Raw genomic sequence first — 23010 nt, forward strand, 5'->3', positions numbered from 1 at the left:
GCAGGGCGCACGCGGCCGGGGCTCCCCGGCGCGGACCGAGGAAGCATACGAATGGCCGAAGCACCCACACCCCCCAAGGCGCCCCGGCTGGGCCGCATCACCCGCACGGTCAGCTTCTGGGCCCTGCTGGTGGTGATGTCGATCCTGCTGGTGGAGATGACCAGCGGGGGCCAGCGGCAGACCGCGCAGATCACCTACTCCGACCTGCAGCGGCAGATCGCCGAGCGCAACATCGCCTCGATCGAGATCATGGGCGGCCTGGAAGGCCAGACCGCCCAGGGCGAGCTACGCCGCGCCATCCAGGGCCCGCAGGGGCCGGTGCAGCGCTTCCGCACGCGCCTGCCCATGGCCAACTCCGAGAAGCTGCTGGAGCAGCTGGCGGCCAGCGGCGCGGTGATCAGCGGCAAGGACGCCGAGACCAACTGGTGGTCGCTGCTCAAGGCCATGTTCCCCTGGCTGCTGATCATCGGCTTCTGGGTGTTCATCTTCCGGCAGATGCAGGCCAGCGGGAACAAGGCCTTCCAGTTCGGCAAGAGCAAGGCGAAGCTCCTCTCGGGCGACACGCCCAAGGTCACCTTCGACGACGTGGCCGGGGCCGACGAGGCCAAGCAGGAGCTGCAGGAGATCGTGGAGTTCCTGAAGGACCCCAAGCGCTTCAGCCGCCTGGGCGGACGCATCCCCAAGGGCGCCCTGCTGGTCGGGCCGCCGGGGACGGGGAAGACGCTCCTGGCCCGCGCCGTGGCCGGAGAGGCGGGACGTCCCTTCTTCTCCATGTCGGGCAGCGACTTCGTGGAGATGTTCGTGGGCGTGGGCGCCAGCCGCGTGCGCGACCTGTTCGAGCAGGGGAAGGCACACGCGCCCTGCATCATCTTCATCGACGAGATCGACGCCGTGGGGCGGCACCGCGGCGCGGGCCTCGGCGGCGGGCACGACGAGCGCGAGCAGACGCTCAACCAGCTGCTGGTGGAGATGGACGGCTTCGAGGGGAACGACGGGGTGATCCTGATCGCCGCCACGAACCGCCCCGACGTGCTGGACCCCGCGCTCCTGCGCCCGGGTCGCTTCGACCGGCAGATCGTGGTCGACTCCCCCGACGTGAAGGGGCGCGAGGGGATCCTCAAGGTGCACCTGAAGAAGGTGCCCACCGCGAGCGACGTCTCCGTTCCCGTCCTGGCCCGCAGCACGCCGGGGATGAGCGGGGCGGACCTGGCCAACCTGGTGAACGAGGGCGCGCTGCTGGCCGCGCGGCGCAACAAGGACCTGGTCTACATGGCCGACCTCGAGGACGCCAAGGACAAGGTGATGCTGGGCGCCGAGCGGCGGTCGCTGGTGATGAAGGACGAGGAGCGCCGGCTCACCGCGTACCACGAGGCCGGCCACGCCATCTGCGCGGTGAAGGTGGCGGGGAACGACCCGCTGCACAAAGTGACCATCATCCCCCGCGGGCGGACGCTGGGCGTGGCGTTCACGCTCCCCGAGGACGACCGCGTGTCGATGACGCGCCAGCAGATCGAGGCGCGGCTGGTGATGGCGTACGGCGGCCGCGTGGCCGAGGAGCTGGTGTTCGGCCGCGAGCGGGTGACCACCGGCGCGCAGGGCGACATCCAGATGGCCACCAACATCGCGCGCAGCTACGTGACGCACTGGGGGCTGTCGGACGCCGTGGGGCCCATCCTCGTCGCGGAGAACGAGACCGAGGTCTTCCTCGGCCGCGACCTGGGGACCCGCCGCGGGATCAGCGAGAGCACCGCGCAGGTGGTGGACGCCGAGGTGGCGCGCGTGATCGGCGAGGCGTACGAGCGCGCGAAGCAGGTTCTCACCGAGAACATGGAGCTGCTGCACCAGGTAGCGGGCGCGCTGCTGGAGCGCGAGACGCTGGCGCGCGAGGACGTGGAACTGCTGGCCGACGGCAAGCCGCTGCCGCCCTTCCGCGTGAGCGAGCCGGTGCCCACGCCGCCCGACATCCCCGAGCCGATCCCCGCGGCGGCCAAGGACCGCGCGCCGGCGGGCACGGTGGAGCTGAAGCCCCGGCTCGCCTGAGCCTTCCCCGAGAGGCCGGACGATTCCCTCGACCGCCCCGGCCGGTGACCCACCGGCCGGGGCGGTCCGCATTCGGGACCCCATCCCCCGTTCCGTCCCGTCCTCACCCTCCGGAGGCGACGATGCGGAGATCCATCCCCCTGGCCCTCGCGCTGGCCGCGCTTCCCGCGGCGGCGCCCGCGCAGCACCCGTTCCGCCACCCGATGGACGCCATGGAGGTGCGCTACGCCCGGTCGCAGCCGGTCGTGTCGTACCTCCTGCGCGTCGACGGCGCCGACCTTTCCGGCTTCGACGTGGAGATGCGCATCCGCAACGCGCCGGACACCGTGCGCCTGGCCATGGCGGCGCACCCGGAGTACGACGACCGCTACTGGCGCTACGTCGAGAACCTGCGGGTCGAGGGCGCCCCGTCGGCGGCGATCGCGCGGGTGGACAGCGCGGTGTGGCGGCTGGTGGCGCCGGGCGGCGCGGCGGTGGTGCGCTACCGGCTGCGGCTTCCGCCGGGGGAGGGCGGGGTGCGCGCGGCGTGGCGCCCGTTCCTGGCCAGCGGCGGAGGGATGGTGGGCGGCCCGCACTCGTTCATGTACGTGCTGGGCGCCGAGCTGGCCCCATCGTACGTGCGGTTCGAGTTGCCTGCAGGGTGGGAGATGGCGACGGGTCTGGTGCCGACGTCCGACCCGCGGACCTTCTTCGCGCCGAGCGTGGACGTGCTGATGGAGTCGCCGCTGCTGGCGGGGCGGCTGCGCAGCTGGCGCTTCGCGGTGGACGGCGTTCCGCACCGCGTCGTCTACTGGCCCGCGGCAGGGGCGGCGCCCTTCGACACGGCGGCGTTCGCCGGGCAACTCGAGCGGGTGACGCGGCAGGCGGTGGCCCTCTTCGGCCGCGCACCCTACCGCGAGTTCACCTTTCTCTTGCAGGACAGCGCCTACGGCGGGCTCGAGCACCCGAACTCCGTCACCCTCGGCATACCCAGCGCCGAGCTGGCCGAGTCGCCCACGGCGGAGCTGGAGGAGACGGTACACGAGTTCTTCCACAGCTGGAACCTGATGCGGATCCGTCCCGAGGAGTACGGCGGCGTGGACTACCGCACGCAGCGGCCGGTCGCCGGCCTCTGGTTCAGCGAGGGGCTCACCCTCTTCTACGCCGACCTTCTCCTCCGCCGCGCGGGGCTGCCGGTGGAGGACTCCACCCGGGCGGCGCACCTGGAGGGCCTGATCGAGCGCTACCTGGCCGGCCCGGGGAACGCGCGCTTCTCGGCCGAGCAGGTGAGCCGCGTGGCCTACAACGCCCCGCCCGGCGCGCTGGGCGACTACACCGCCAGCGCGCACCTGCAGGGCGAGCTGATCGGCGCCATGCTGGACCTGGTGATCCGCGACGCCACGGCCGGGCGGCGCTCGATGGACGACGTGATGCGGCTGATGCTGGAGCGCTTCTCGGGCGAGCGCGGGTTCAACGGGCGGGACGTGGAGCGCGCGGTGGAGGACGTGTGCGGCTGCGACGTGACCCCGTTCTTCGACGCGCACGTGCGCGGCGCGGGGGCGATCGACTTCGACCGGTACCTGCGGCTGGCGGGGCTCCGCGCCCGGGTGGCGTGGTCGCCCGCGCTCGACCGCGAGGGGCGGCCGGCGGTGGACCTGCGTACCTGGGCGACGGAGAACCCGCCGGGCGGCGGCCTGCGCCTGATCGTCACCGACCCGGCGAGCGTCTGGGGGCGCGCGGGGCTGCACACGGGTGACCGCCTCGTCTCGGTGAACGGCGTTGCGTACGGCAGCTGGCGCGAATACCGGGCGATGCTCACGCGCGTCCGCATCGGCGACACGCTGCGCTACGAGGTGGCGCGCGCGTCGGGCCCGTTCCGCACGACCGTGGTGGCGGCGGGCTTCGACCGCCCGCAGGTGACGATCGAGCCGCTCGCGGATGCGACGGAGCGGCAGCGCGCGATTCGCGACCGCTGGGCCGCGGGCGCGCCGTAGCGGCACCGCATCCCCGTCGCACGCCGAGTGGCGGAACTACCGTGCGGACGGTAGTTTCGCCACTCGCGCTCTCTACTCTCGCACCTTCGCACTCTCGCACTTTCGCACCCACGTGCTGTCGGCCGCCGCGAACCTCGGGACCTGGCGCATCCGCGGGCGGGCGCTCTCGCTGGAGCGGCCCGTGATCGTCGGCGTGCTGAACGTGACGCCCGACAGCTTCAGCGACGGGGGCCGGTTCCAGGGCGTGGAGCCGGCCCTCGCGCGCGCCCGCCAGCTCGTGGCCGACGGCGCGCACGCCCTCGACGTCGGCGGCGAGTCCACGCGCCCCGGCTCCCTCGCCGTCTCCGCGGACGAGGAGCTGGCGCGCGTCCTTCCCGTGCTGCGCGCGATCAAGGCGGAGCTGGACGTCGTCGTCTCCGTCGACACACGCAAGGCGGCGGTCGCCCGGGTTGCGCTGGCGGAGGGCGCGGACGCCATCAACGACGTCTCCGCGCTGGAGGATGCGGAGATGGCGGCGGTGGTGGCCGACTCCGACGCCGGGCTGGTGCTGATGCACATGCGCGGGACGCCGGAGACGATGCAGACGCTGGCCGATTATCGCGACGTGGCGGAGGAGGTGGCCGACGAGCTGGAGCCGCGGGTGGCGCGCGCCGTGGCGGCGGGGATCGGCGAGGAGCGGATCGTGGTGGACCCGGGGATCGGCTTCGCCAAGTCGGTGGCGCAGAACCTGGAGCTGATCGCGCGGCTGGACGTGCTGGTCGAGCGCCTTGGACGGCCGGTGCTGCTGGGGCCCAGCCGCAAGGCGTTCATCGGCGCGCTGCTGGGCGGCGTCCCCGCGGGCGAGCGCGACGCGGGGACGGTGGGCGCGTGCGTGGCCGGGCTCATGCGCGGCGCCCGCCTCTTCCGCGTGCACGAGGTCCGCGCCGCGCGGCAGGCGCTGGACGTGGCCGACGCCATCTTCCGCGCGGGGGCGGCGTGGGCGCGCTGATCGACCGCATCGCCTTCCTGGCCCCCGGGTGGCGCGACGTGGTGGAGATCCTCCTCGTCGCGGCCGTCATCTACCGCATCCTGCTGGTGTTCGCGGGAACGCGGGCGTTCCAGATGCTGCTGGGCTTCTTCCTCCTGGTCGGCCTCTACGTCGTGTCGCGCATCCTGGCGCTCACGCTGGTCGAGTACCTGCTGACGCAGCTCTTCAACTTCGGGGTGATCGCGGCGCTCATCGTCTTCCAGCCCGAGCTGCGCAGCGGCTTGGCGTCGCTGGGGCAGAACCGCCTTTTCCGCGTGTTCACGGGGATGCAGGGCAGGGAGGTGAACCAGGAGATCGTCGAGGCGGTGGAGGAGCTTTCGCGCGACAAGGTGGGCGCCATCATCGCCATCGAGGAGGAGATCGGGCTCGGCGAGTACCTGGAGACGGGGACGCCGCTGCAGGCCCGCGTATCCGCGCCGCTGCTGCAGAACATCTTCACCCCCTATTCGCTGCTGCACGACGGCGCCGCGGTGGTGCGGGGGGACGAGATCGTCGCGGCGGGCGTGATCCTCCCGCTCACCCAGTTCCCGGTGACGGACCGCACGCTGGGGACGCGCCATCGTGCCGCGCTCGGGCTGTCGGAGGAGACGGACGCGCTGGTGATCGTGGTCAGCGAGGAGACGGGGATCGTCTCCGTCGCCCACCGCGGCCGCCTGCAGCGTGGGCTGACGCCCGACCGGCTGCAGGAGATCCTCACCGCCGGCGCGCTGCCGGGCGAGAACGGGGGCCGCGCCGTGGCCTCGCGCGCCTCCGACGCGTCCGCGCAGACGTGAGATCGCTCTGGTCTCACGCGGAGACGCGGAGGCGCGGAGAAAACGAAGAGGACCGCCGACGCAGGGCGGTCCTCATCGTTTGATAGCCAGCGATCCGCCGCGATCAGCAGAAGCAGCTGAGCATGCCGTTGGTGACCAGACAGGGGCAGGCGCCATGGGTCTGGCAGCTGTCCTGGCAGGTGTCGCAGGTGAACGGCTTGCCGCTGGGCTGGTGGGCATCCACGGTGCCCTTCTCCGCCGGCTCGGTGGCGACGGCGAACGACTCCACGGTCAGGGCGTCCAGGCTCAGCTTGACTTTCTTCATCTCGACCTCTCGATCATGGGTGGAGCGCTACCAGCCGGGATGCTGGTGCACGTAGCTGCATGCGGACCGATACGCGCAGAGGGATGCGCGCCGCAGCGATCAGCAGTGCCTGCCGGTAACCGGACAGGTGCAGTCCGTCAGGCAGGTGGCCCCGCAGGTGTCGCAGGTGAATGGCATGCCACTGGGACGATGGGCCAGCACGGTCCCCTTCTCCGCCGACTCGGCGACGACGGCGAACGACTCCACGGACAGGGTGTCCAGGCTCAGCTTGACCTTCTTCATCTCGGCCTCTCGATCAGGGTGCGGCGCTACCAGCCGGATGCCGGTGCACGCTCCAATTGTAATCAAATGGGCGGCAATCATCCAATCTGTAGGCTCTTACAGATCGCTCGCACCGCGGAAAGATCGCGGAGAACTCGGTCCAGGCGGTGATTGAGTCCTCGGCAATTCCCCTTTTCAATCAAAGAACCTCCGACGCAGATCCGCCAGAGGTTCGATCCAGGCTGCGAGGGACGGTGTGTGACTCTAAAGCCTGTCACGCCAGTAGTCCGGCTGACGACTCTGATGTGCCAACGCAATGATCTCGATTACATCATCACCGACGCGATAAACGAGAGCTACGGAAAGCGACGTAGCGGCTTCTTTCTCACACCATCCGAATCTGCCGCATAGCTCATCGGAAATGCGGCGATCTGGTCTAACGCTGTTCGGAAATCGTGCGCAAACTCCCGCCCGTGTTGCGGACTCTCCGCCTTGTGGCGCGCGGCGGCGCCTACATATTCCGCGCGCGCCTCTGGATCGAAAAAGATCCGCATCACCGAAGGAGTTCCTCGACCTCCTTCAACACTTCCTCGGCCGGGATGAGCGTGGTCTTCCCGGAATCGATATCCCGGATGCGGCGCCGGATCTCTTCCGTCCAGGCCGCTTCAACCACGGGATCAACGCGCAGGCTTGCGAGTAGCGCTTCGGCAACATGCTCGCGTTCGGGACGGGGCAGAGATAGCGCCTGGGCCGCAATTTCGTCGGCAGTCAACGTCTTCATCAGATCCCTCTGCGTTGAAATCTCCATCCATTTTACAAGGATGGACTGGCTTTGGGAAGCTCCCGGGCAGTGACTTCTATTGTGGTTTCCATGACAAAACCTCCGACGCAGATCCGCCGGAGGTTCGATCTATGGGCGCTGAGGGATTCGAACCCCCGACCCCCTGTGTGTAAGACAGGTGCTCTGGACCAGCTGAGCTAAGCGCCCGCGTGCTACAGGATGATCCCCAGCGGGATCAGCACCGCGTAGCCCAGCACCAGCAGCAGCGGGGCGAACACGGTGTCGGCCGCGCCCAGCAGGACGTAGCCGAGGATGATGGCCGCCAGCCCCGCGCCGAGGAACGCCAGGTTCTTCGGCGTGAAGCGGAGCGAGCCCGCGGCGTCGGCCGGAGGCGGGGCGGGTGCGTTGCGCGGACGCGCGGGAGTCGGTCTGGGCATGCGAAAAACCTAGCCGCGGCGCGGGAAAGCGTCAACCCCGCCCGCCGCGCGGAGATGCGGGGACGGGGCCGCGCCCTGCGTTTCCGCTCGCCGCGCCGTCCGTCACGCCGCGGCGGCCAGCTCCACCTCGGCGGCGGCGTTCTTCATCACCGTGGCCAGCAGCGTGTAGGCCTCGGTCCACGCGGCCTCCACCTGGGGGGTGAACGCCGGGCCCAGCCCCGTGCTCAGCGTCCACAGCAGGGCGGACGCCACGGTGTCGTAGTGCTCGTCCTCCACGCCGTACCCCGCGTGCCGCCGGCCGAGCGCCTCCACCGCGGGCACCAGCTGGTCCAGGCGGTCCAGCCCGCGTACCGCCACTGCCAGCATCTGCATCAGCTTCTTTCCCTGTTCCTTCAGGTCGCCGCGGAACATGGGCCGCAGCGACGGGTCGAGGTGGAACAGGCGGCCGTAGAACAGCTCCGCGGCGGCCTCGGAGATCGGCTCCACCAGCGCCCAGCTCGACTGCACGAGGGTCTTGCTCTCGGGGGTCATCTTCGGGTGCTCCGGATAGGATTGCGTCAGCGTCCGGACCTTCGTTCCCCCGCCGGACGTCGGGGTGGGCGGATGGTGCGCCGTGTATGCCGAGCCGCCGGGCGGATCCGGCCCGGCGGGGCACAAGGGGATCGGGGGGAGCTCGACCTCAGCTCCCGATCTGCACCAGCCGCCGCTGCCGTTCGTGCAGCGGCACCACGCGCGAGCCCGCGTCGCCCAGCGCGGCCTGGCGGATCTCCGCGGCGTGCGCGCTGAACACCTCCATCCACGCCGCCCGCAGTGCGGGGGTGAAGCCGGCGCCCAGCGCCCGCTCCAGCATGGTGAAGAGCGCGCCGCAGACCACCATCTCGTGCGCGCTCTCCCAGGGATCTGCCGCGGCCTCGACGCCGCCGGCGCGCCACTCCTCGCCCAGGTTGCGAACGAGCGCGGTGAGCGCCCGCATCAGCTCCCGCTCCCGCTCGCGCATCTCGGTGCCGCGGAAGTGGCGGCCGAGCTGCGGGTCGATGTCGATCAGGCGGTCGTAGAACGCCTGCGCGGCGGCCGGCGCGTGGTCGAGCACGGCGGCCCAGCTCTCCTGCACCCGGTCTCGGGTCTCGTACGTCATCGGCAAGGCGGCGACGGGTGGCGTCTGACACCTGGATGCCGCCCCCCAGAGCAACCGCCGCGCCCGTTCCGGCACGCGCCCCAGGTTGTGGTGATGCAATCACTTGGAAATCACCACCCGCACCACGCCCGGGCGGGATGGGGTGTGCGTGGGACAATCTGCTGCCGGTGTGGGACGTGTGCGCCCCATGAGGCTGCGGCGCCGGCGGTACATCGGCGTCTCAGGCGCGGAGGTTACATCCGTCGTGGGGATGTCGGGAGGAAGATCGCCGGAAAGGGTGAGGAAAGCGCGGAAAATCGGGAAGGGACTGGGGGATTTGGGGAAGATGAAGATGGTGGGCGGGGTTGGGAGGGGCGGTTGAAACCGCGGCACCGCGGCAACAACCACACGAAGTCCGCCTTCGCGGACTACCGGCTGCGGCTCGTACGCAGATCAGGCGCGCGCGACGGGCTTCTCACTCGCGTTCGTCGTCCGGCTCTGCGAGCGGGTAGTCGACGCCCGCCAGCTCCGGCCGCACGGGCGGCAGCATCCGCTCCTCGGCGTCCATCTGCGCGAGCTTGGCGCGGTTGCGGCGGCGGCGCGGGAGCCACGCGGCCAGCACCAGCGCCGTCGCGGCGAGCCAGATGAGCGCGGCGTTGCTGAGGATGGCGAGCCAGCCGTAGCGCGAGCGGACGTCGCGCCGCCACTCGTCCTCTAACTGGCCGAAGGTGATGCCGAAGGTGGTGCGCAGCGCGCCCTCGAAGCTTCCCTCGCGGCGCCAGTTGTCGAACAGCAGCTGCATCCCGCGGTCGCCGCCGCGCCGGCGCAGGTAGTCCACCGCCGTGGCGGAGAGCAGGTAGGCGAAGCGCGCCTCGCCCGCGCCGCGCGGCCAGTCGAGCGTGAGCGAATCCAGCGGCGGCGTGCTGCCGGTGAGGAACGAGAGCCGGAGCTGCCACCCGCTCTCCACGTCCCACCCGCCGCTGGCCACCTCCGCGTAACCCTCGTCGAACCAGCGCGGGACCAGGTCGCCCAGTCGGTCGTGCAGCACCAGGTGCGCGACCTCGTGGCGCAGGATGACGGCCGCGTCCTCGTCGCGGACGCGCGCGCCCGGGTACTCCGGCAGCACGATCCGCCGCAGGCCCGGGATCGCCACGCCGCCCGCCCACTCGGGGATGTCGCCGCCCGTCGCCGCGGCGAACTCGGCCGGCGTGGATGCCAGGACGATCGTCGTCGACTCCGGCACCGCCACCGCGCCCAGTCCGGGAAAGCGCACCGGCCGCCGCGCCGCCTCCATCACCCGCTTCGCCAACCCTCGCTGTCGCGGTGCGTAGACGACGCTGACGCTCCCCGCGCGGAGCGTCTCCACCGACTGGGCCTGGAGATCGGACGAGATCGGGAGGATGGAATTGAAGATGAGCGAGGCAATCGCGGCGATGAGCCGCAGAGATCGCCGAAGGATGAACGGACGCGTCATACCTGAACGATCAGCGAAACTCGAGGAATTGTGAAGCTGCCGGGGGGCAGGCAGACTTGATCAGGGGTAGGGTATGATATATTGTCCTACCATGGCAAAAACTAAGATCGCGGTCACGCTCGATGCGTCGCTGCTCAGCCAGGTCGACGCGCTCGTCCGCGAGCACCGCTATTCGAATCGAAGCCAGGCCATCGAGGCTGCGGTCGCGGAGCAACTCGCCCGCTTCCGCCGGACGCGACTGGCTGAAGCGTGTTTGCGCTTGGATGTCGCAGAGGAGCGCGCACTGGCGGAGGAAGGCTTGGCTGCGGATGTCGCGGCTTGGCCGGAGTACTAAGCGTGCGCATCCGCCGAGGTGAAATCAGGTGGGCAGACCTGGATCCGGTACGCGGACGCGAGCAGGCCGGACGGCGCCCTGTGTTAATCCTGAGCCACGATGTATTCAACGAGCGCTCGGGCACCGTCATCGCCGCTGCAATCACGAGTCAGCCTCAACGTGCTGGCTTTCCCCTGACGCTTGAATTACGAGCCACCGCGCTTCCGAAGCGCTCCTGGGTGAAGATCAGCCAAGTGCGAGTTCTTACAACCGAACGGATCGGTGATCTGCTTGCCGAAGCATCGCATGAAGAGCTGACACAGGTGGTCGAGGGGTTGAACGAGATCATCGGCGACTGACAATCATCCCCCAAAAGAGAAGCCTCGCGCGGTTTGCGAGGCTTTCCAATGTTCCAGCCGCGGCCTCAGCCGCCCGTCCGACCCTTGCTCACGCGTTGGCCGTCTCGCTCGCGTCGCTGGTGAAGGTCACCGGCTCGCCGGCGTCCACCTGCTTCAGCGCGATGCCGCAGCGCTCGCCCCACAGGCTGAAGCGGTTCGTCTCCACCCCCTGCCGCCACGCCTCGGCCGCGGCGCGGTGGTTCCCCTCCAGGTAGAACGCGCGCCCCATCTCCCACCACGCCTCGAGCATGTTGGGGCCCAGCTCCAGCGTGCGGCGGAAGAAGGCGCGCGCGTCGTCGAACATCTCCCGCTCCAGGTACACCAGCCCCATGTAGAAGTGGGCGTAGAGACTCGCCTTGCGGTCCTGCTCCTGGCGGATGGCCTTGGACAGGTGCTCGATGGCCTCGCCGAAGATCCCCTTCTTCAGGCAGATGTAGCCCAGATTGACGCGCGCCAGCGGGTTGTCGGGCGTCTTCGCCAGCACCTTGTAGTAGGTGAACAGCGCGTCGTCGTACTGCCCGCGAAGCATCTGCGCCCACCCCAGCAGCGTCTCGGCCTGGGGATCGTTGGGCGCCAGCTCCAGCGCGCGCTCCAGCTCCTTGATCGCGCGCTTCGGGTCGCCGCCGGCGATGGCGCTCCACCCGCGCTCGATGTAGGTGGAGCTGCCGATGTGGTCGGCCACGGCGGTGCGCCCGCGCGGCGCCGGCGACGGCTTCTCCCCCGCGAGCGACTTGTAGCGCTGCACCAGCTCGCGGAGGGTCTCCTTGAAGGCCGCCAGCTGCTCGACGGCGGCCTCGGTCTCCTTGAACAGCCCCACGATCTCGTTCTTCACCGCGTCGTCGGCGCCGCCCGCGTCCAGCCGGGCGACGATGGCGGCGCGGCGCTGCTCGTACGCGGCGATCAGCTCCTCCGCCGTCATCCCTTCGCGCCCTTCCGCTTCGTGCCCGGCGCCGACGCCTCGCCCGCGGTCTGCTCCTCGCCGCCGGCCAGGCCGGAGAAGAGCAGTTGCATCCGCTCCTGGCTGCTCAGGATGCGCTCCAGGTCGAGCAGCACCACGAGGCGCGATTCCAGCCGCACGATCCCGCGGATGAACTCGGCGGCGAGGCCCTTCACGAACTGCGGCGGCGGCTGCACGGCGGTCTCGGGGGCGCGCAGCACCTCGGTCACCTCGTCCACCACCAGCCCCAGGCGCTCGCCCTGGAAGTCGACCACCACGATGCGCGTGTCGTCGTCGTAGCGCAGGTCGTGCACCTCGAAGCGCTTCCGCAGGTCCACGATGGGCACGAGCGTGCCGCGCACGTCCATCACGCCCTCGACGAAGGCGGGCGCCTTGGGCATGGCGGTGGGCTCCTCGTAGCGCAGGATCTCGTGCACCTGGAACACGTCGAGCCCGAACTCCTCGCCGCCGATGCGGAAGGTCACGAGCTGCACCTGCGGCACGGCCGCCGCGCGAACGTTTCTCATGGGCGTGGTGTGGCGTGTGTGGAATCGCGGATCGTGGAACTTCAACTGCAACTGCTTGAACTGCAAGGGGATTCGGGCGTGTCCCCCGGGAGACCCTCCCCCCGCGGCTGGGGCCGCGTACCCCCTCCCGATAACGGGAGGGGGTAACTTCAAGTGCGTGGCGCAACCAACGGTTGTGCACCTCGACTTCGGTGCGACGCGTTGCCCTGGCTGGCTTGTGTGCCGCATCGAAAGCTCCACCACGCTGAGTTCTCCCCGCCCCTGCGCAGCGGGGGAGGGGCCGGGGGAGGGGGCCGCCTGCAGCCGCGCCGGCGCATCCCGTTCGCGGTGATGCCCGCCCGACTACCTCTCCCGGTACGGGAGAGGTGGCGAGCCTAGGCGAGCCGGAGAGGGCGCGACGCCGCGGTCGCTTCGATGCTCATCCTCCGTCCCGACTCACCCGGCGGCCGCTCTCACCCCGCCGTCGTCGCCACCTCGCGCAGCATCTCCGCCAGGTCGATCAGGCTGACCAGCTTCCCGCCCACGCGCGCGACGCCGACGACGAACTGGTCGCGCTCGCCGCCGGTGTGGGGCGGGGGGCGGTAGTCGGCGGGGGTGAGGGCCACCACGTCCTGCGCCCCGTCCACCGCCACGCCCAGCCGCGCGTCTCCCACGCCGACCACGAGGATCGCCGGCTGCTCCGCGGCGAGCGCCAGGTCCAGCAGCGGCGCCACGTCGAGCACGGGCACCAGCTCGCCGCGCAGGCGCAGCATCCCCAGCAGGTGCGGCGGCATGTCGGGAAGACGGTGGATGCGGCGCTTCGTCACCACCTCCTCCACCAGGTGGATGTCGCACGCGTGCAGCTCGCCGCCCAGCTGGAAGGCGATCACCTGCGCCTCGTCCTCCGCCACCCGCTCGCGGAAGGGGCGGAACGCGTCGCCGCTCACGCGTGTCCCTCCGCCATCACCGCCGCGCGCGCGTCCACCGCCTCCTCGATGGCGGCGGGGATGCGGTCCAGCGGCAGGATGGTGCGCACGTGCTCGGCCGCGGCGTGCGGCATCCCGTAGATCACGCTCGTCCCCCGGTCCTGCGCGATCCCCGCGCCGCCGGCGTCCACGATCTCGCGCACCCCCTCCGCGCCGTCGCGCCCCATCCCCGTCAGCACCACGCCGACCGCGCGCGCGCCGTACGCCTGCGCCACCGAGCGGAAGAGCACGTCCGCCGCGGGGCGCACGCCCCACAGCGACGGCCCCTGGTCCAGCGCCACCCGCGGCACCCCGGCCTCGTCGCGCACCACGCGCATGTGGTAGTCTCCCGGCGCCATGTAGACGTGGTTCTGCCGCACCGGCTCGCCCTCCACCGCCTCGGTCACCGGCAGCCCCTCCAGCGCGTCCAGCCGCTCGGCGAAGGTGCGGGTGAAGTGCGCCGGCATGTGCTGCACCACCAGCACCGCCGCGCCCAGCGGGACGCGCAGCCGCGGCAGCATCTCCGCCAGCGCGCGCGGCCCGCCGGTGGACGCCGCGATGCACACCGCGATCTCCGACGCGGCCGCGTCCAGCCCGGCCGGACGCCGCCGCTTCCGCCGCACCGGCGGCGCCGGCATCGCCGCCGCGGGCGACGGCGATGCGGCGGGCGGCTCCAGCACCGAGCGCTCGCGGCGGCGCGGCGACGGCCGCGCCTGCATGCGCACGGGGATCGCGGAGAGGTTCGCGGCGGCCGCGGCGCGGAGCGCCTCGAGCAGCCGGTCGGCCACCGTCTCCAGGTTCAGCGAGATCGTGCCGCTGGGCTTGCTGACGAAGTCCACCGCGCCGTAGTCCAGCGCGCGCATGGTCGCCTCGCCGCCCTCCGTGGTGTAGGCGGAGAGCATCACCACGGGGCGCGGGGTCTCGCTCATGATGTAGCCGAGCGCGGTCAGCCCGTCGACCCCGGGCATCTCCACGTCCATCGTCACCAGGTCGGGCTCGAGCTGGTGCACCTTCTTCAGCGCGTCGTTGCCGTCGCGCGCGGTGCCGATCACCCGGAACTCGTCGGTCTGCGACAGGATGTCGGTGATCACCCGGCGCATGAACGCGCTGTCGTCCACCACCAGCACGGTGTGCGTGCGGCGGGCCTTCCCGCGCGGGCGCGACCCCGACGGCGGCCTAGAGGACGACATCCGGCCGGCCCACCGAGGAGACCACGGTGCGCCCCTCGGCCACGGAGAAGCGCACCGACCGCCCGAAGTCGCCCCCCACCGCCTCGCCCAGCAGCGGGATCCCAGCCCGGCGCAGCGCCTCGCGCGCCGCGCGGATGTTGCGCTCGCCCATGTTCAGCGAGCCGGGCACCATCAGCGAGGTGAACATCGACGCGCCGCCCACCAGCCGCGCCTCGATCCGCCCGTTGCGCGCGCCCATCCCCCCCAGCTCATCGATCAGCATGGGCACGGCGGTGGTGGCGAACTTGGCCGAGTTGTGGCGGTCGCGCGCCAGCGCGGGTTCGGGGAGGAGGACGTGCGCCAGCCCGCCCACCTTCGCCATCCGGTCGTGCAGGAGGATGGCCACGCAGCTCCCCAGCCCCAGCGTCACCAGCACGTCGCCGGCGCCGCCGACGGCGTGGTGGGCCACCTTCACGAAGATCTGCCGGGGATTCATGCGGGCTTCTGAAAGATCCGTTCGCGGTTGTTCACCGAGCGGAAGAGCGTGCGGGCCACGCCCACCAGCGTCTCCACCTTTCCCATGACCAGGTATCCCCCCGGCACCAGCGCGTCGTAGAAGTCCTTGAACAGCCGCTCCTGGATCTCGCGGTCGAAGTAGATCACCACGTTGCGGCACAGGATCAGGTTCTGCCCCCCCTCCGCGCGCTCGGAGATCAGGTCGCGGCGCACGAAGCTCACGTTCTTCTGCGCCTCGGGGCGGATGCGGAAGGGCGGACCGGGGCTGAACCAGCGCTGCCGCAGGTGCGGCGGCGTCTCGCTCAGCGACAGGTCGGGATAGACGCCGCGCTGCGCGTTGTCCAGGCTCTTGCGGTCGATGTCCGTCCCCACGATGCGCACGCGGTCGACCTCGTGGCGGCGGTGGTGCTTCTCCGCCCACTCGTGCATCAGGATGGAGACGGTGTACGCCTCCTCGCCGCTGGCGCTTCCCGCGCTCCACACGCGGATGGGCCCCGGCGCGGCGAACAGCGGCGGCAGCAGCTGCTGCTCGATGGCGTGCCACGTCTCGATGTTCCGGAAAAACTTCGTGACGTTGATGGTCAGCGTGTCGAGCAGGTGGTCGTACTCGCCCGGCTCGCGGTCGAGCAGCGCCGCGTAGTCGGCGAACGACGTCTGCCCGCGCGCGCGCATCCGCACGGCGATCCGCCTTCTAAGGCATTTATCCTTATAAAACGTACAATTAAAACCCCGGTCGCGCTCGATCTTCCGCTTCAGGCGCTCCAGCTCCTCCTCGTCGCCTTCCAGCGGGAGGGTGAAGGGGACGTACGGCGGCGGCAGGTTCATCGCAGCACGTTCTCCACCAGCTCCAGGTTCGTCCGGACGACGCCGTTGCCGGGATTGATCTCCAGCGCGCGCTTCCACAGCCGCACCGCCTCGGGGCGCTCCATCCGCTTGTAGTGGATGTTGCCCAGGCGGAAGTAGACGTCGTCGCCCAGGTCGGGGCGCAGCTGGATGGCGCGGCGGTACGCGTCGGCCGCCTCGTCGTAGGCGCCGCGGCGGTAGAGCGCGTCGCCCAGCCCCTTGTGCGCCTGCGGGAGGTCGCCGTCCTCCTCCGTGGCCCTCCGATAGAGTTCCTCGGCCTGCTCCCACTCGCCCCGGCGCTCGCGGACGGCGCCGTAGTGGAGGTGCACCGGTGCGGAGTGGGGATGCGCGGCGACACCCTCCTCGCCCAGCTTCACCGCCTCGTCGGGCCGCCCCGCCGCGGCCTCGGCCAGCATGGCGAAGGCGAAGTAGGCGGCGGGCGCCTTTCCCGTCCCCAGGAGATCGCGGTACCTGGCGAACGCCTCGACGGCCGCGTGGGGGTCGCCCTGCTTGAGGACCAGGATGGCGCGGGAGAGGAGGACCTGCGGGCGCTTCGGCGCCATCCGCGCCGCCTCGTCCACCGCGAAGCGCGCGTCCTGCAGCCGGCCGATCCGCTCCAGCGCCAGCGCCATGTCGTGCAGCGCGCTGGCGCGGACGCCGCCGATCTCCACCACCTCCTTGAAGTACCGCAGCGCGAAGCGGTCGTCGCCCTTCCGCAGCCCGATCAGCGCGAGATGGAAGCGCGAGTCGGGGTTCGTCGGCTGCAGCTCGGCCACGCGCCTGAACTCGCGCGTGGACTCTTCGTACATCCCGGTCTTGTAGAAGGCGATGCCGAGGTTGCGGTGCTCGTCGATGCGGGCGCGGGGCACCTGCTGCACCTCGGGCGCGCGCCGGCCCACGGGGTGCGCGAAGCCGGCCTGGATCAGCCCGTACAGGGCCTTTCCCACGTCGAACTCCACCATCCCGCTGTCGTCGATGATGTCCTGCACGCTGCGCTTGCCGTCGATCAGCGGCAGGATCTTGCGCTGCTCGTCGGCCAGCTCGAAGCCCTCGATGGGCTTGGAGCGGTCCATGTCGAACACCAGGTCCAGCGAGGGGATCTTCTTCTCGATCAGGCTCCACTCGTCGATCCGCCGCGCGCCTTCCAGGAGCAGGTTCTCGGGGTTGATGGAGACGAGCATCGCCCCCTCCTCGGGGCGCTGGTCGGGCTCGAACTGGAAGGTCCCCTGGTTCCAGGTGAAGAGGAAGTAGACCGCCTCCTCGATCTGGATGCGGATGTAGTGCTGCAGCTGCTCGCGGGTGATGTGGCCGCGGCGGACCAGGATCTCGCCCAGGCGGTCGCCCGGCGTCCGCGCCTGCTCGTCGATGGCGGCGAAGAGGTCCTCCGCGCGCAGCAGCCCGTTCTTCACCAGCAGGTCGCCCAGCCGGTCGCGGCGGTTGACGATGCTGGCGTAGGTGATGCGCCCGCGGTCGAAGTAGATGTAGCCGAACGAGGCGCGGTCGGTCAGCGACAGGCACCCGGTCTTCTGCCCCATCGCCAGGAGCTGGAGGACGTCGGGAAGCCCGGCCTCGCGGAGGTTGCCCTTGATCGCCATCTCAGGCCAGCTCCTCGATCAGCCGGTCGTCCAGCGCCAGCCAGTCCCACGCCACCTTCTCGGGGTTGTTGAGATACCAGCGGTCCACCGGCGGCGGCGCCGGCCGCGAGCGCTCGGCCGCCGCGCGCGCGGACACCAGCAGCGCTTCCGCTTCGGCGACGCGGTCGGGGTCGCGGAGGACGGCGGAGGCGGCGGCCTCGGAGTCGAGCTCGGAAAGCTCCGTGGCGATCGCCTTCAGCTTCTGCAGGTCCGCCGCGTATCCGGCGAGGAGCGTGTCGACGTCGGGCGCGGAGTCCGCCTCGAGCGAGTGCTCCAGGCGGCGGGTGCGATAGCCCTCGCCCTCGTAGCGGAGGATGGCCTCGGCCAGCTTCTTCCGCCACGGGTCGGTCTCGACGATCTGTTCGACGGTGCTGGTGATGTCGAACAGGAAAGCGCTGAACTCGTCGGCGTGCTGGGGGCGGGGAAGGCCGACCAGCCCGGGAAGCTCGGAGACGCGCACCTGCCGCTGCTCCTCGGCCTGCACCTGGGCGATGCGGTCGACGCTCGCCTGCAGCTCGCGCGCGCCGTCCAGCGGCAGCTTGGCCAGCGCCTCGGTGACGCCGCCGGAGAGCTCGATGCCGTGCCGCGCCGCCGCGCGCCGGACGATCTCCTGCCGCGTCTCGGGTTCGGCCGGCGTCATGTCGACCACCAGGCCACCGGCGAGCTTGGCGCGGAACTCCTCGCTCACCCCGTCCAGATCCGCCGGGGCCAGCCGCGCGGCGAGGACGATCTGCGTTCCCGTCCAGACGATCTCGTCCCAGACGCGGAGGAGCTCCTGCTGCGTGCGGCTCTTTCCCGCCAGCAGGTGCGCGTCGTCGATGAGGATGACGTCGCTCTCCAGCAGCTCGTCGGCGAACGCCTCCAGCGTTCCCGCGCTGACGGCCGAGGAGATGTCGTCGACCAGCTCCTCGGCGGTGCGGAAGGTGACGTGCAGGTCCGGCCGCACGGTGAGCGCCAGCGCCCCCACCGCGCCGAGGAGATGCGACTTGCCGACCCCGGCGGAGCCGTAGACGTAGAGCGGGTTGTAGCTGGTCCCCGGGGCCTCGGCGGCACGGCGCGCGGCGGCCGCGGCCATCTGGGTGCCGGGGCCGGCCACGAACGTGTCGAAGGTGAAGCGGGGGTCCGGCTGGAACCTCATCGCGTCGGCGTGCGGGTCGGATTCAGGGCGGCGGCGGTGATGGATGATCGGAGGGAAAAGCTATCTTCCGACGCGCCTTGAGGCTAGGTGCGCGACGCATGAGGGAGGGCTGGTTCAGCCGATCAATGGATTGATCCGGACCCACGCTGCGACGAACCGCCGCATCTCGACGAACTGCAGTTCCGACCGCCTGACGAAAAGCAGCCTGCATACGGCGGGAAGGTCCCTGGTGAAGCGTGCGTAACGCTCGCGGATTTTTGCGGGACCCGGAATGGAGGCGACGCCGTCCAGCGCGGTGGCCAGCATTGCGCGCACGGCGGCGATCGCCTCGCCGGGATCGTTGCCATGAGCGCGGATGTCCTGGCCGGCGATGTCGGAGCAGAACTGCTGGTAGCGGTAGCGCTCCCGGTCCAGGATCAGCGTTCGCTTCAGCTTTTGCACGCCCGTGCCGTACTCCCGCGCGCCCAGGAAGAGGCCGAGTTCCAGGGGCATGTTGAACCGTGGCAGGTGGCTCCTGGGGTCAAGCTGCACGCGGGAGATGTCGTGGATGCCGTAGCGGCAGTCCCGGATGATTCGCTTGATCTTCCGGATCCGCTCCTCGCCGCCGTCGTCCGCCTCCAGTGCCGTCCGCGCCACGAATCCGCACTCGTAAATGGTGAATACAACGGCGCGAAAAATTGGATGGTACCGGGCATCGAACGGACAGTTGACGAAGACGTTGCGGTCGTAATCGCCCGCGCTCGTCATCCGGGTCACGCCTCCCGACTCCGGGGCGACTCAACTCCGTCGCCCGAGCTCCGATCCTTCATCCGGCACTCCCGGCGCTCGCGCCTTTCCATGACGGCACGAACCGCTTTCTCGATCTCCGCGTTCGTGAATCTGCCCTCTTCTGGCGGCATGATCACGGTTCTCCACGGAAGCTTCCTTGCCATGTCGCCTCCTCGTTCAGCGTCTGCAATCCAACCTCGCCACGAAGTGTGCAACGCGGAGAGATCGTCACTTCCCATCCGTTCCGCGCTCGAGGCGTTCCTGGAGCCGGGCTGCCCGCTCGCGGAGCATCTCCAGGCTTTCGTCGCGCTGCTCCGGCGAGCCCATGCACCCCAGCTCTGCGAAGATCGCGTGGACGAACTCGCCGAAGGTGATGGTGAGCCCGTCCTCGAGGATCGCGTTTCCGCCGAGCGGTCCTCCGTCGCGGAAGGCGATCCCGGGATCGTAGCGGAGGGGATAGTGCGCCAGCTCGTTCACGGGCGTGAGCTCGATGGCGATCCCTCCCTCGAAGGTCTCGGGATCGACCTCGGGGTGGGCGGCGAAGTAGCCGGGGTGCGGTTCCGTCCACCGGCCCCATCCCTGGAATCCGCGGTAGACGTGGTACGGCCCCACCCATCGCCCGTTCCGCCTGCCCGGAAGGATGCGGCGGCACACCGGCTGGCCGGTGATGGGGTCGTCGCCGGTGGCGTCCACGATCTTCGGCGGCGGCGTCTCGCCGATCAGCGCGTGCAGCGCATCGACGGCGGCGTCGTGCTCGCCGGCCTCGTCCTCGTCCACGAACCGCAGCGGCTCGTCGGGATTCTCCGGGTCGGCCTCGTACTCCGTCAGCCAGGCTTCGTTGTGCACCTCCAGATGGCGCATGCCGTCGTCGTCCTCGTCCTCGGGCTCGCGCTCCGCCTCGGCCAGGAACGCGGGCAGGTCGCAGGAGAGCATCCCCGACAGGTTCTCGATCCCCTCCACGCCGCGGAGGAGGGAGAACAGGTCGCCCATCGTGTAGTCGGGGTCGATCGCGTCGAGGAGGCAGTGCCAGAAGCACAGTAGCTCGAAGACGCCGGTGGGCACCACGAGATCCTGTCCGGCGTCGTGCCGCGCGACGATCCCGTCCTTCGTCAGCTCGATGGAGACGCTCATCCGCACCATCCCGCGTCCAGGTCGCCCAGCTTGCGCGCGATCTCCTCCATGATCTCGGCGGCGCGCTGCTCGACGGCTTCGCGGAACGCGTCGCGGGTACGCGGGTCGCCGGCCAGGCCCAGCACGCCGAAGACCGCGTGCACCAGCTCGCCGAAGGTGATGGTGATGCGCTCGCGGAAGACCGCGCCGTCGCGTCGCTCGTCGCCGAAGGCGATCTCCGGGTTGTAGCGCAGCGGGCGGTGGGCCAGCTCGTTCACCGGCACCAGCGCGAGCGCGAAGCCGTGGACGCACTTCGCGGGATCGAGCCGCGGATGCGCCGCGAGGTAGCCGGGGAACGGCTCGCGCCACCGCCCCACGCCGTGGAAGCCGCGGTGGATGTGGAACGGCCCGCACCACGTCCCGTTGCGCGAGCCCGGCACGAAGCGGCGCGTCAACGGCTTGCCGGGGAACGGATCGCCGGGGTCGAAGAACTCCTCCGTGGCGCGCAGCGGCCGCGGCTGCCCGCCGATCAGCTCGTGGAGCGCGCGCATCATCGCCTCGTGCTCCTCGGCCGCGGCGCCTTCCAGGTACCGCGATGGCTCGTCCGGGTTGCGCGGGTCTTCCTCGTACCCGGCGGGGATGGGCTCGTTGAAGACTTCGAGGTAGTCCGGGCCGTCGTCGTCGGCCGTGGGTGCGAGCTGGCCCTCGTCCAGGAACGACGGCACGTCGCAGCCGAGCAGCGCGGGGAGGAGCTCGGCGTTCCGCAGACGGCGCAGGAGCGCCAGCAGGTCACCCAGCGTGTATTCGGGATCGATGTCCCCGACGATCCAGTGCCAGAGCTGGAGGAGGTCGAGACCCGTCTCGGGAACGAGGTATCCCGTGCGGCCGTCCACCTCCGCCCGCAGTCCATGCTTCGTGAGCTCGATCGAGTTGAACATGCGCACTCCTTCGATCTCATGAATGGAGAGCAGGACCCGATCGGGACCTGCTCGATGTGTCGGTGAGGGGATGAAAGATGGACGAAACGCACCCGCTGGCAAGGACATTGAGAACACCCGCGTCACGCTTGGATCGAAGACGCTTCCTGGCTGAAAGAGAGCTTGTCGTGTGGGGCTCGAAAGGAACGGCTCAGCACGCCGCTGCCGTTGTGGCAGCCGCGCGGGGCGGGAGATCAGCGGAATGGTGATGGATCGAAAGGAAACCGGTGCCGCCGCTCGTGGCGAGCGTTACGGCCCGAATCGGCTGGAGACTGGTCGACGAAGCACCAGCGATGGGCTGGCGGGATCAGCCGTCGAGCTTCTCGGCGGAGAGCGCGATGGGGATCGCCGCGGGGAGGTAGTAGACGCGGTAGCGGGCGCCGCCGCGGAAGTAGCCCAGCGATTCGGCGTCCTGGAAGCGGAAGGTGAACTTCCGGAAGAGGCCGCGCCGCAGCTCGAGGTTGCGGACGGGGTGGGGACCTCCGTGCCAGACCTGCTTGTCGACGACGCGCGCCACGCCTTCCACCGAGCGGATGGCACCGCGGTGGTAGCGCCGCGTGCTCCAGAGGGCGGAGCCCGCCGCGATGGCGAACATCACCACGAGCAGCGCCGCCGCGATCCCCAGCCCCTGCCCACCGCTCGGCGTGAGCCGGGCCGGATCCCACCCCGCCCGGCCGAGCTCGACGACGGCGCCGGCCACCAGGATCAGGGCGAACCAGGCGCCGAACCAGCGCAGCGCCTGGAGCCCCTGCGTCCGCATCGTCGCCGCGTTGTGCTCGGCGAGCTGGCGCTGGGGCTCGCTCAGGTAGCCGCGCCGGTCGTGCGCGAGGTCGTTCTCGTCGAAGCGCAGGGTGTACATCGCCGCGTCCGCCCGTCGGGAGGGAAGCACGATGCCCGGGGAGAGACGGCCGGCTACGTGGCCGCGGTGACGCCGCGGCCGAAGCGCTGCGAGAGGCGGCGCAGCACCTGCTCGCTGATCCCCCGCAGCGTGTCGAACACGCCGGCGCCGGCCAGCGCGCGCGCCTCGTAGCGCGGCAGGTCGCGGTAGTTCAGCAGGTCGTCCATCTCCTCCACGCTCATCACGTCGGGGAGGTCGCGCTTGTTGTACTGCAGGACGATGGGAATCTGCCGCGGGTCGACGCCCTGCTCCAGCAGGTTCACCTGCAGGTTGCGGAAGCTCTCGATGTTCTCCTCGGCCTGCGCGCGCTGGCTGTCGGCCACGAAGACCACGCCGTCGGCGCCCTGCAGGACGAGCTTGCGGGTGGCGTCGTAGTAGACCTGGCCGGGAACGGTGTAGAGCTGGAACCGCGTCTGGAAGCCGGAGATGGTTCCCAGGTCCAGCGGCAGGAAATCGAAGAAGAGCGTGCGGTCGGTCTCGGTGGCGAGCGAAACCATCCGCCCGCGCCGGTCCTCGGGCACCTGGCCGTAGATGTACTGCAGGTTGGTGGTCTTCCCCGAGCGCCCCGGACCGTAGTACACGATCTTCGAGGTGATCTCGCGGGTGGAGTAGTTGACCAGGGACATTCGCTCTTCCGCTTCCCTTCAATATCCG

General features: G+C 70.4%; 27 protein-coding genes and 1 tRNA gene. 6 read left to right on the plus strand and 22 right to left on the minus strand.

From position 1 onward, the window contains the following. Positions 1–51: 51 nt before the first annotated feature. The 4 genes from ftsH (at position 52) to cdaA (ending at position 5813) form a co-directional block, all read left to right on the plus strand. Positions 52–2040, plus strand: a complete 1989-nt coding sequence (gene ftsH / locus VF092_20260) for an ATP-dependent zinc metalloprotease FtsH (protein HEX6749637.1) — start codon at positions 52–54, stop codon at positions 2038–2040. Between the two features lie 122 nt (positions 2041–2162). Further along, positions 2163–4013 carry a hypothetical protein gene (locus VF092_20265; GenBank protein HEX6749638.1) on the plus strand — a complete coding sequence of 617 codons (1851 nt, stop codon included), beginning with the start codon at positions 2163–2165 and terminating at the stop codon, positions 4011–4013. A 112-nt stretch (positions 4014–4125) separates the two neighbouring features. Next, positions 4126–5001: a dihydropteroate synthase gene (folP, locus tag VF092_20270; GenBank protein HEX6749639.1), complete on the plus strand. Its 876-nt coding sequence runs from the start codon at positions 4126–4128 to the stop codon at positions 4999–5001. Further along, positions 4989–5813: a diadenylate cyclase CdaA gene (gene cdaA / locus VF092_20275; GenBank protein ID HEX6749640.1), complete on the plus strand. Its 825-nt coding sequence runs from the start codon at positions 4989–4991 to the stop codon at positions 5811–5813. Before folP ends, cdaA begins: the two co-directional genes overlap by 13 nt. 103 nt (positions 5814–5916) lie before the next feature. Here the strand turns inward: cdaA and VF092_20280 are convergent, their stop codons facing one another. From VF092_20280 to VF092_20315, 8 genes are all read right to left on the minus strand, one after another. Further along, complete coding sequence (locus tag VF092_20280) at positions 5917–6117, minus strand: hypothetical protein (GenBank protein ID HEX6749641.1); 201 nt, start codon at positions 6115–6117, stop codon at positions 5917–5919. 99 nt (positions 6118–6216) lie between these two features. After that, entirely contained in the window at positions 6217–6399 is a 183-nt protein-coding gene (locus VF092_20285) for a hypothetical protein (GenBank protein ID HEX6749642.1), read from the minus strand. A 532-nt stretch (positions 6400–6931) separates the two neighbouring features. Then, a complete protein-coding gene (locus VF092_20290) occupies positions 6932–7159 on the minus strand; it encodes an addiction module protein (GenBank protein ID HEX6749643.1) in 228 nt (75 codons plus the stop codon). A gap of 132 nt (positions 7160–7291) precedes the next feature. Beyond that, positions 7292–7366 (minus strand) — tRNA-Val (locus VF092_20295). 5 nt (positions 7367–7371) lie between these two features. Then, positions 7372–7596, minus strand: coding sequence for a hypothetical protein (locus VF092_20300; GenBank protein ID HEX6749644.1), 225 nt, complete (start codon positions 7594–7596; stop codon positions 7372–7374). Positions 7597–7698: 102 nt separating this feature from the next. Beyond that, entirely contained in the window at positions 7699–8127 is a 429-nt protein-coding gene (locus VF092_20305; GenBank protein ID HEX6749645.1) for a globin family protein, read from the minus strand. A 148-nt stretch (positions 8128–8275) separates the two neighbouring features. Beyond that, positions 8276–8731, minus strand: a complete 456-nt coding sequence (locus VF092_20310; GenBank protein ID HEX6749646.1) for a hypothetical protein — start codon at positions 8729–8731, stop codon at positions 8276–8278. A gap of 454 nt (positions 8732–9185) precedes the next feature. Continuing rightward, complete coding sequence (locus tag VF092_20315; GenBank protein HEX6749647.1) at positions 9186–10019, minus strand: hypothetical protein; 834 nt, start codon at positions 10017–10019, stop codon at positions 9186–9188. 256 nt (positions 10020–10275) lie between these two features. On the opposite strand from VF092_20315, the gene VF092_20320 reads away from it, so the two are divergent. Then, positions 10276–10518, plus strand: a complete 243-nt coding sequence (locus VF092_20320) for a ribbon-helix-helix domain-containing protein (protein ID HEX6749648.1) — start codon at positions 10276–10278, stop codon at positions 10516–10518. A 2-nt stretch (positions 10519–10520) separates the two neighbouring features. Beyond that, positions 10521–10856, plus strand: a complete 336-nt coding sequence (locus VF092_20325; protein HEX6749649.1) for a type II toxin-antitoxin system PemK/MazF family toxin — start codon at positions 10521–10523, stop codon at positions 10854–10856. 88 nt (positions 10857–10944) lie between these two features. On the opposite strand, the gene VF092_20330 is transcribed toward VF092_20325, so the two are convergent. From VF092_20330 to VF092_20395, 14 genes are all read right to left on the minus strand, one after another. Then, positions 10945–11814, minus strand: coding sequence for a tetratricopeptide repeat protein (locus VF092_20330; protein HEX6749650.1), 870 nt, complete (start codon positions 11812–11814; stop codon positions 10945–10947). Continuing rightward, positions 11811–12359, minus strand: coding sequence for a chemotaxis protein CheW (locus VF092_20335; protein HEX6749651.1), 549 nt, complete (start codon positions 12357–12359; stop codon positions 11811–11813). The genes VF092_20330 and VF092_20335 overlap by 4 nt, the downstream gene beginning before the upstream one ends. A 452-nt stretch (positions 12360–12811) precedes the next feature. Continuing rightward, positions 12812–13285 (minus strand): chemotaxis protein CheW, encoded by a 474-nt coding sequence (locus tag VF092_20340; protein HEX6749652.1) that lies wholly within the window; start codon positions 13283–13285, stop codon positions 12812–12814. Next, entirely contained in the window at positions 13282–14493 is a 1212-nt protein-coding gene (locus VF092_20345; protein ID HEX6749653.1) for a chemotaxis response regulator protein-glutamate methylesterase, read from the minus strand. The genes VF092_20340 and VF092_20345 overlap by 4 nt, the downstream gene beginning before the upstream one ends. Continuing rightward, positions 14480–14968: a chemotaxis protein CheD gene (locus tag VF092_20350; protein ID HEX6749654.1), complete on the minus strand. Its 489-nt coding sequence runs from the start codon at positions 14966–14968 to the stop codon at positions 14480–14482. The genes VF092_20345 and VF092_20350 overlap by 14 nt, the downstream gene beginning before the upstream one ends. Then, positions 14965–15813 carry a protein-glutamate O-methyltransferase CheR gene (locus tag VF092_20355; GenBank protein HEX6749655.1) on the minus strand — a complete coding sequence of 283 codons (849 nt, stop codon included), beginning with the start codon at positions 15811–15813 and terminating at the stop codon, positions 14965–14967. Before VF092_20355 ends, VF092_20350 begins: the two co-directional genes overlap by 4 nt. Beyond that, complete coding sequence (locus VF092_20360) at positions 15810–17426, minus strand: DUF4388 domain-containing protein (protein ID HEX6749656.1); 1617 nt, start codon at positions 17424–17426, stop codon at positions 15810–15812. Before VF092_20360 ends, VF092_20355 begins: the two co-directional genes overlap by 4 nt. 1 nt (position 17427) lies before the next feature. Further along, on the minus strand, positions 17428–18603 hold the full coding sequence (locus VF092_20365; GenBank protein ID HEX6749657.1) for a DnaA/Hda family protein: 1176 nt from the start codon (positions 18601–18603) through the stop codon (positions 17428–17430). 114 nt (positions 18604–18717) lie between these two features. Continuing rightward, positions 18718–19359 (minus strand): hypothetical protein, encoded by a 642-nt coding sequence (locus tag VF092_20370; protein ID HEX6749658.1) that lies wholly within the window; start codon positions 19357–19359, stop codon positions 18718–18720. Next, positions 19356–19535, minus strand: a complete 180-nt coding sequence (locus VF092_20375) for a hypothetical protein (GenBank protein ID HEX6749659.1) — start codon at positions 19533–19535, stop codon at positions 19356–19358. Before VF092_20375 ends, VF092_20370 begins: the two co-directional genes overlap by 4 nt. Positions 19536–19599: 64 nt before the next feature. After that, positions 19600–20502, minus strand: a complete 903-nt coding sequence (locus VF092_20380) for a hypothetical protein (protein ID HEX6749660.1) — start codon at positions 20500–20502, stop codon at positions 19600–19602. Further along, positions 20499–21419 (minus strand): hypothetical protein, encoded by a 921-nt coding sequence (locus VF092_20385; protein ID HEX6749661.1) that lies wholly within the window; start codon positions 21417–21419, stop codon positions 20499–20501. The genes VF092_20380 and VF092_20385 overlap by 4 nt, the downstream gene beginning before the upstream one ends. A gap of 346 nt (positions 21420–21765) precedes the next feature. Further along, positions 21766–22317 carry a hypothetical protein gene (locus tag VF092_20390; GenBank protein ID HEX6749662.1) on the minus strand — a complete coding sequence of 184 codons (552 nt, stop codon included), beginning with the start codon at positions 22315–22317 and terminating at the stop codon, positions 21766–21768. Between the two features lie 53 nt (positions 22318–22370). Then, positions 22371–22982: a GTPase domain-containing protein gene (locus tag VF092_20395; GenBank protein HEX6749663.1), complete on the minus strand. Its 612-nt coding sequence runs from the start codon at positions 22980–22982 to the stop codon at positions 22371–22373. Positions 22983–23010 lie beyond the last annotated feature (28 nt).

This window comes from Longimicrobium sp., assembly GCA_036377595.1.
GTDB lineage: Bacteria > Gemmatimonadota > Gemmatimonadetes > Longimicrobiales > Longimicrobiaceae > Longimicrobium.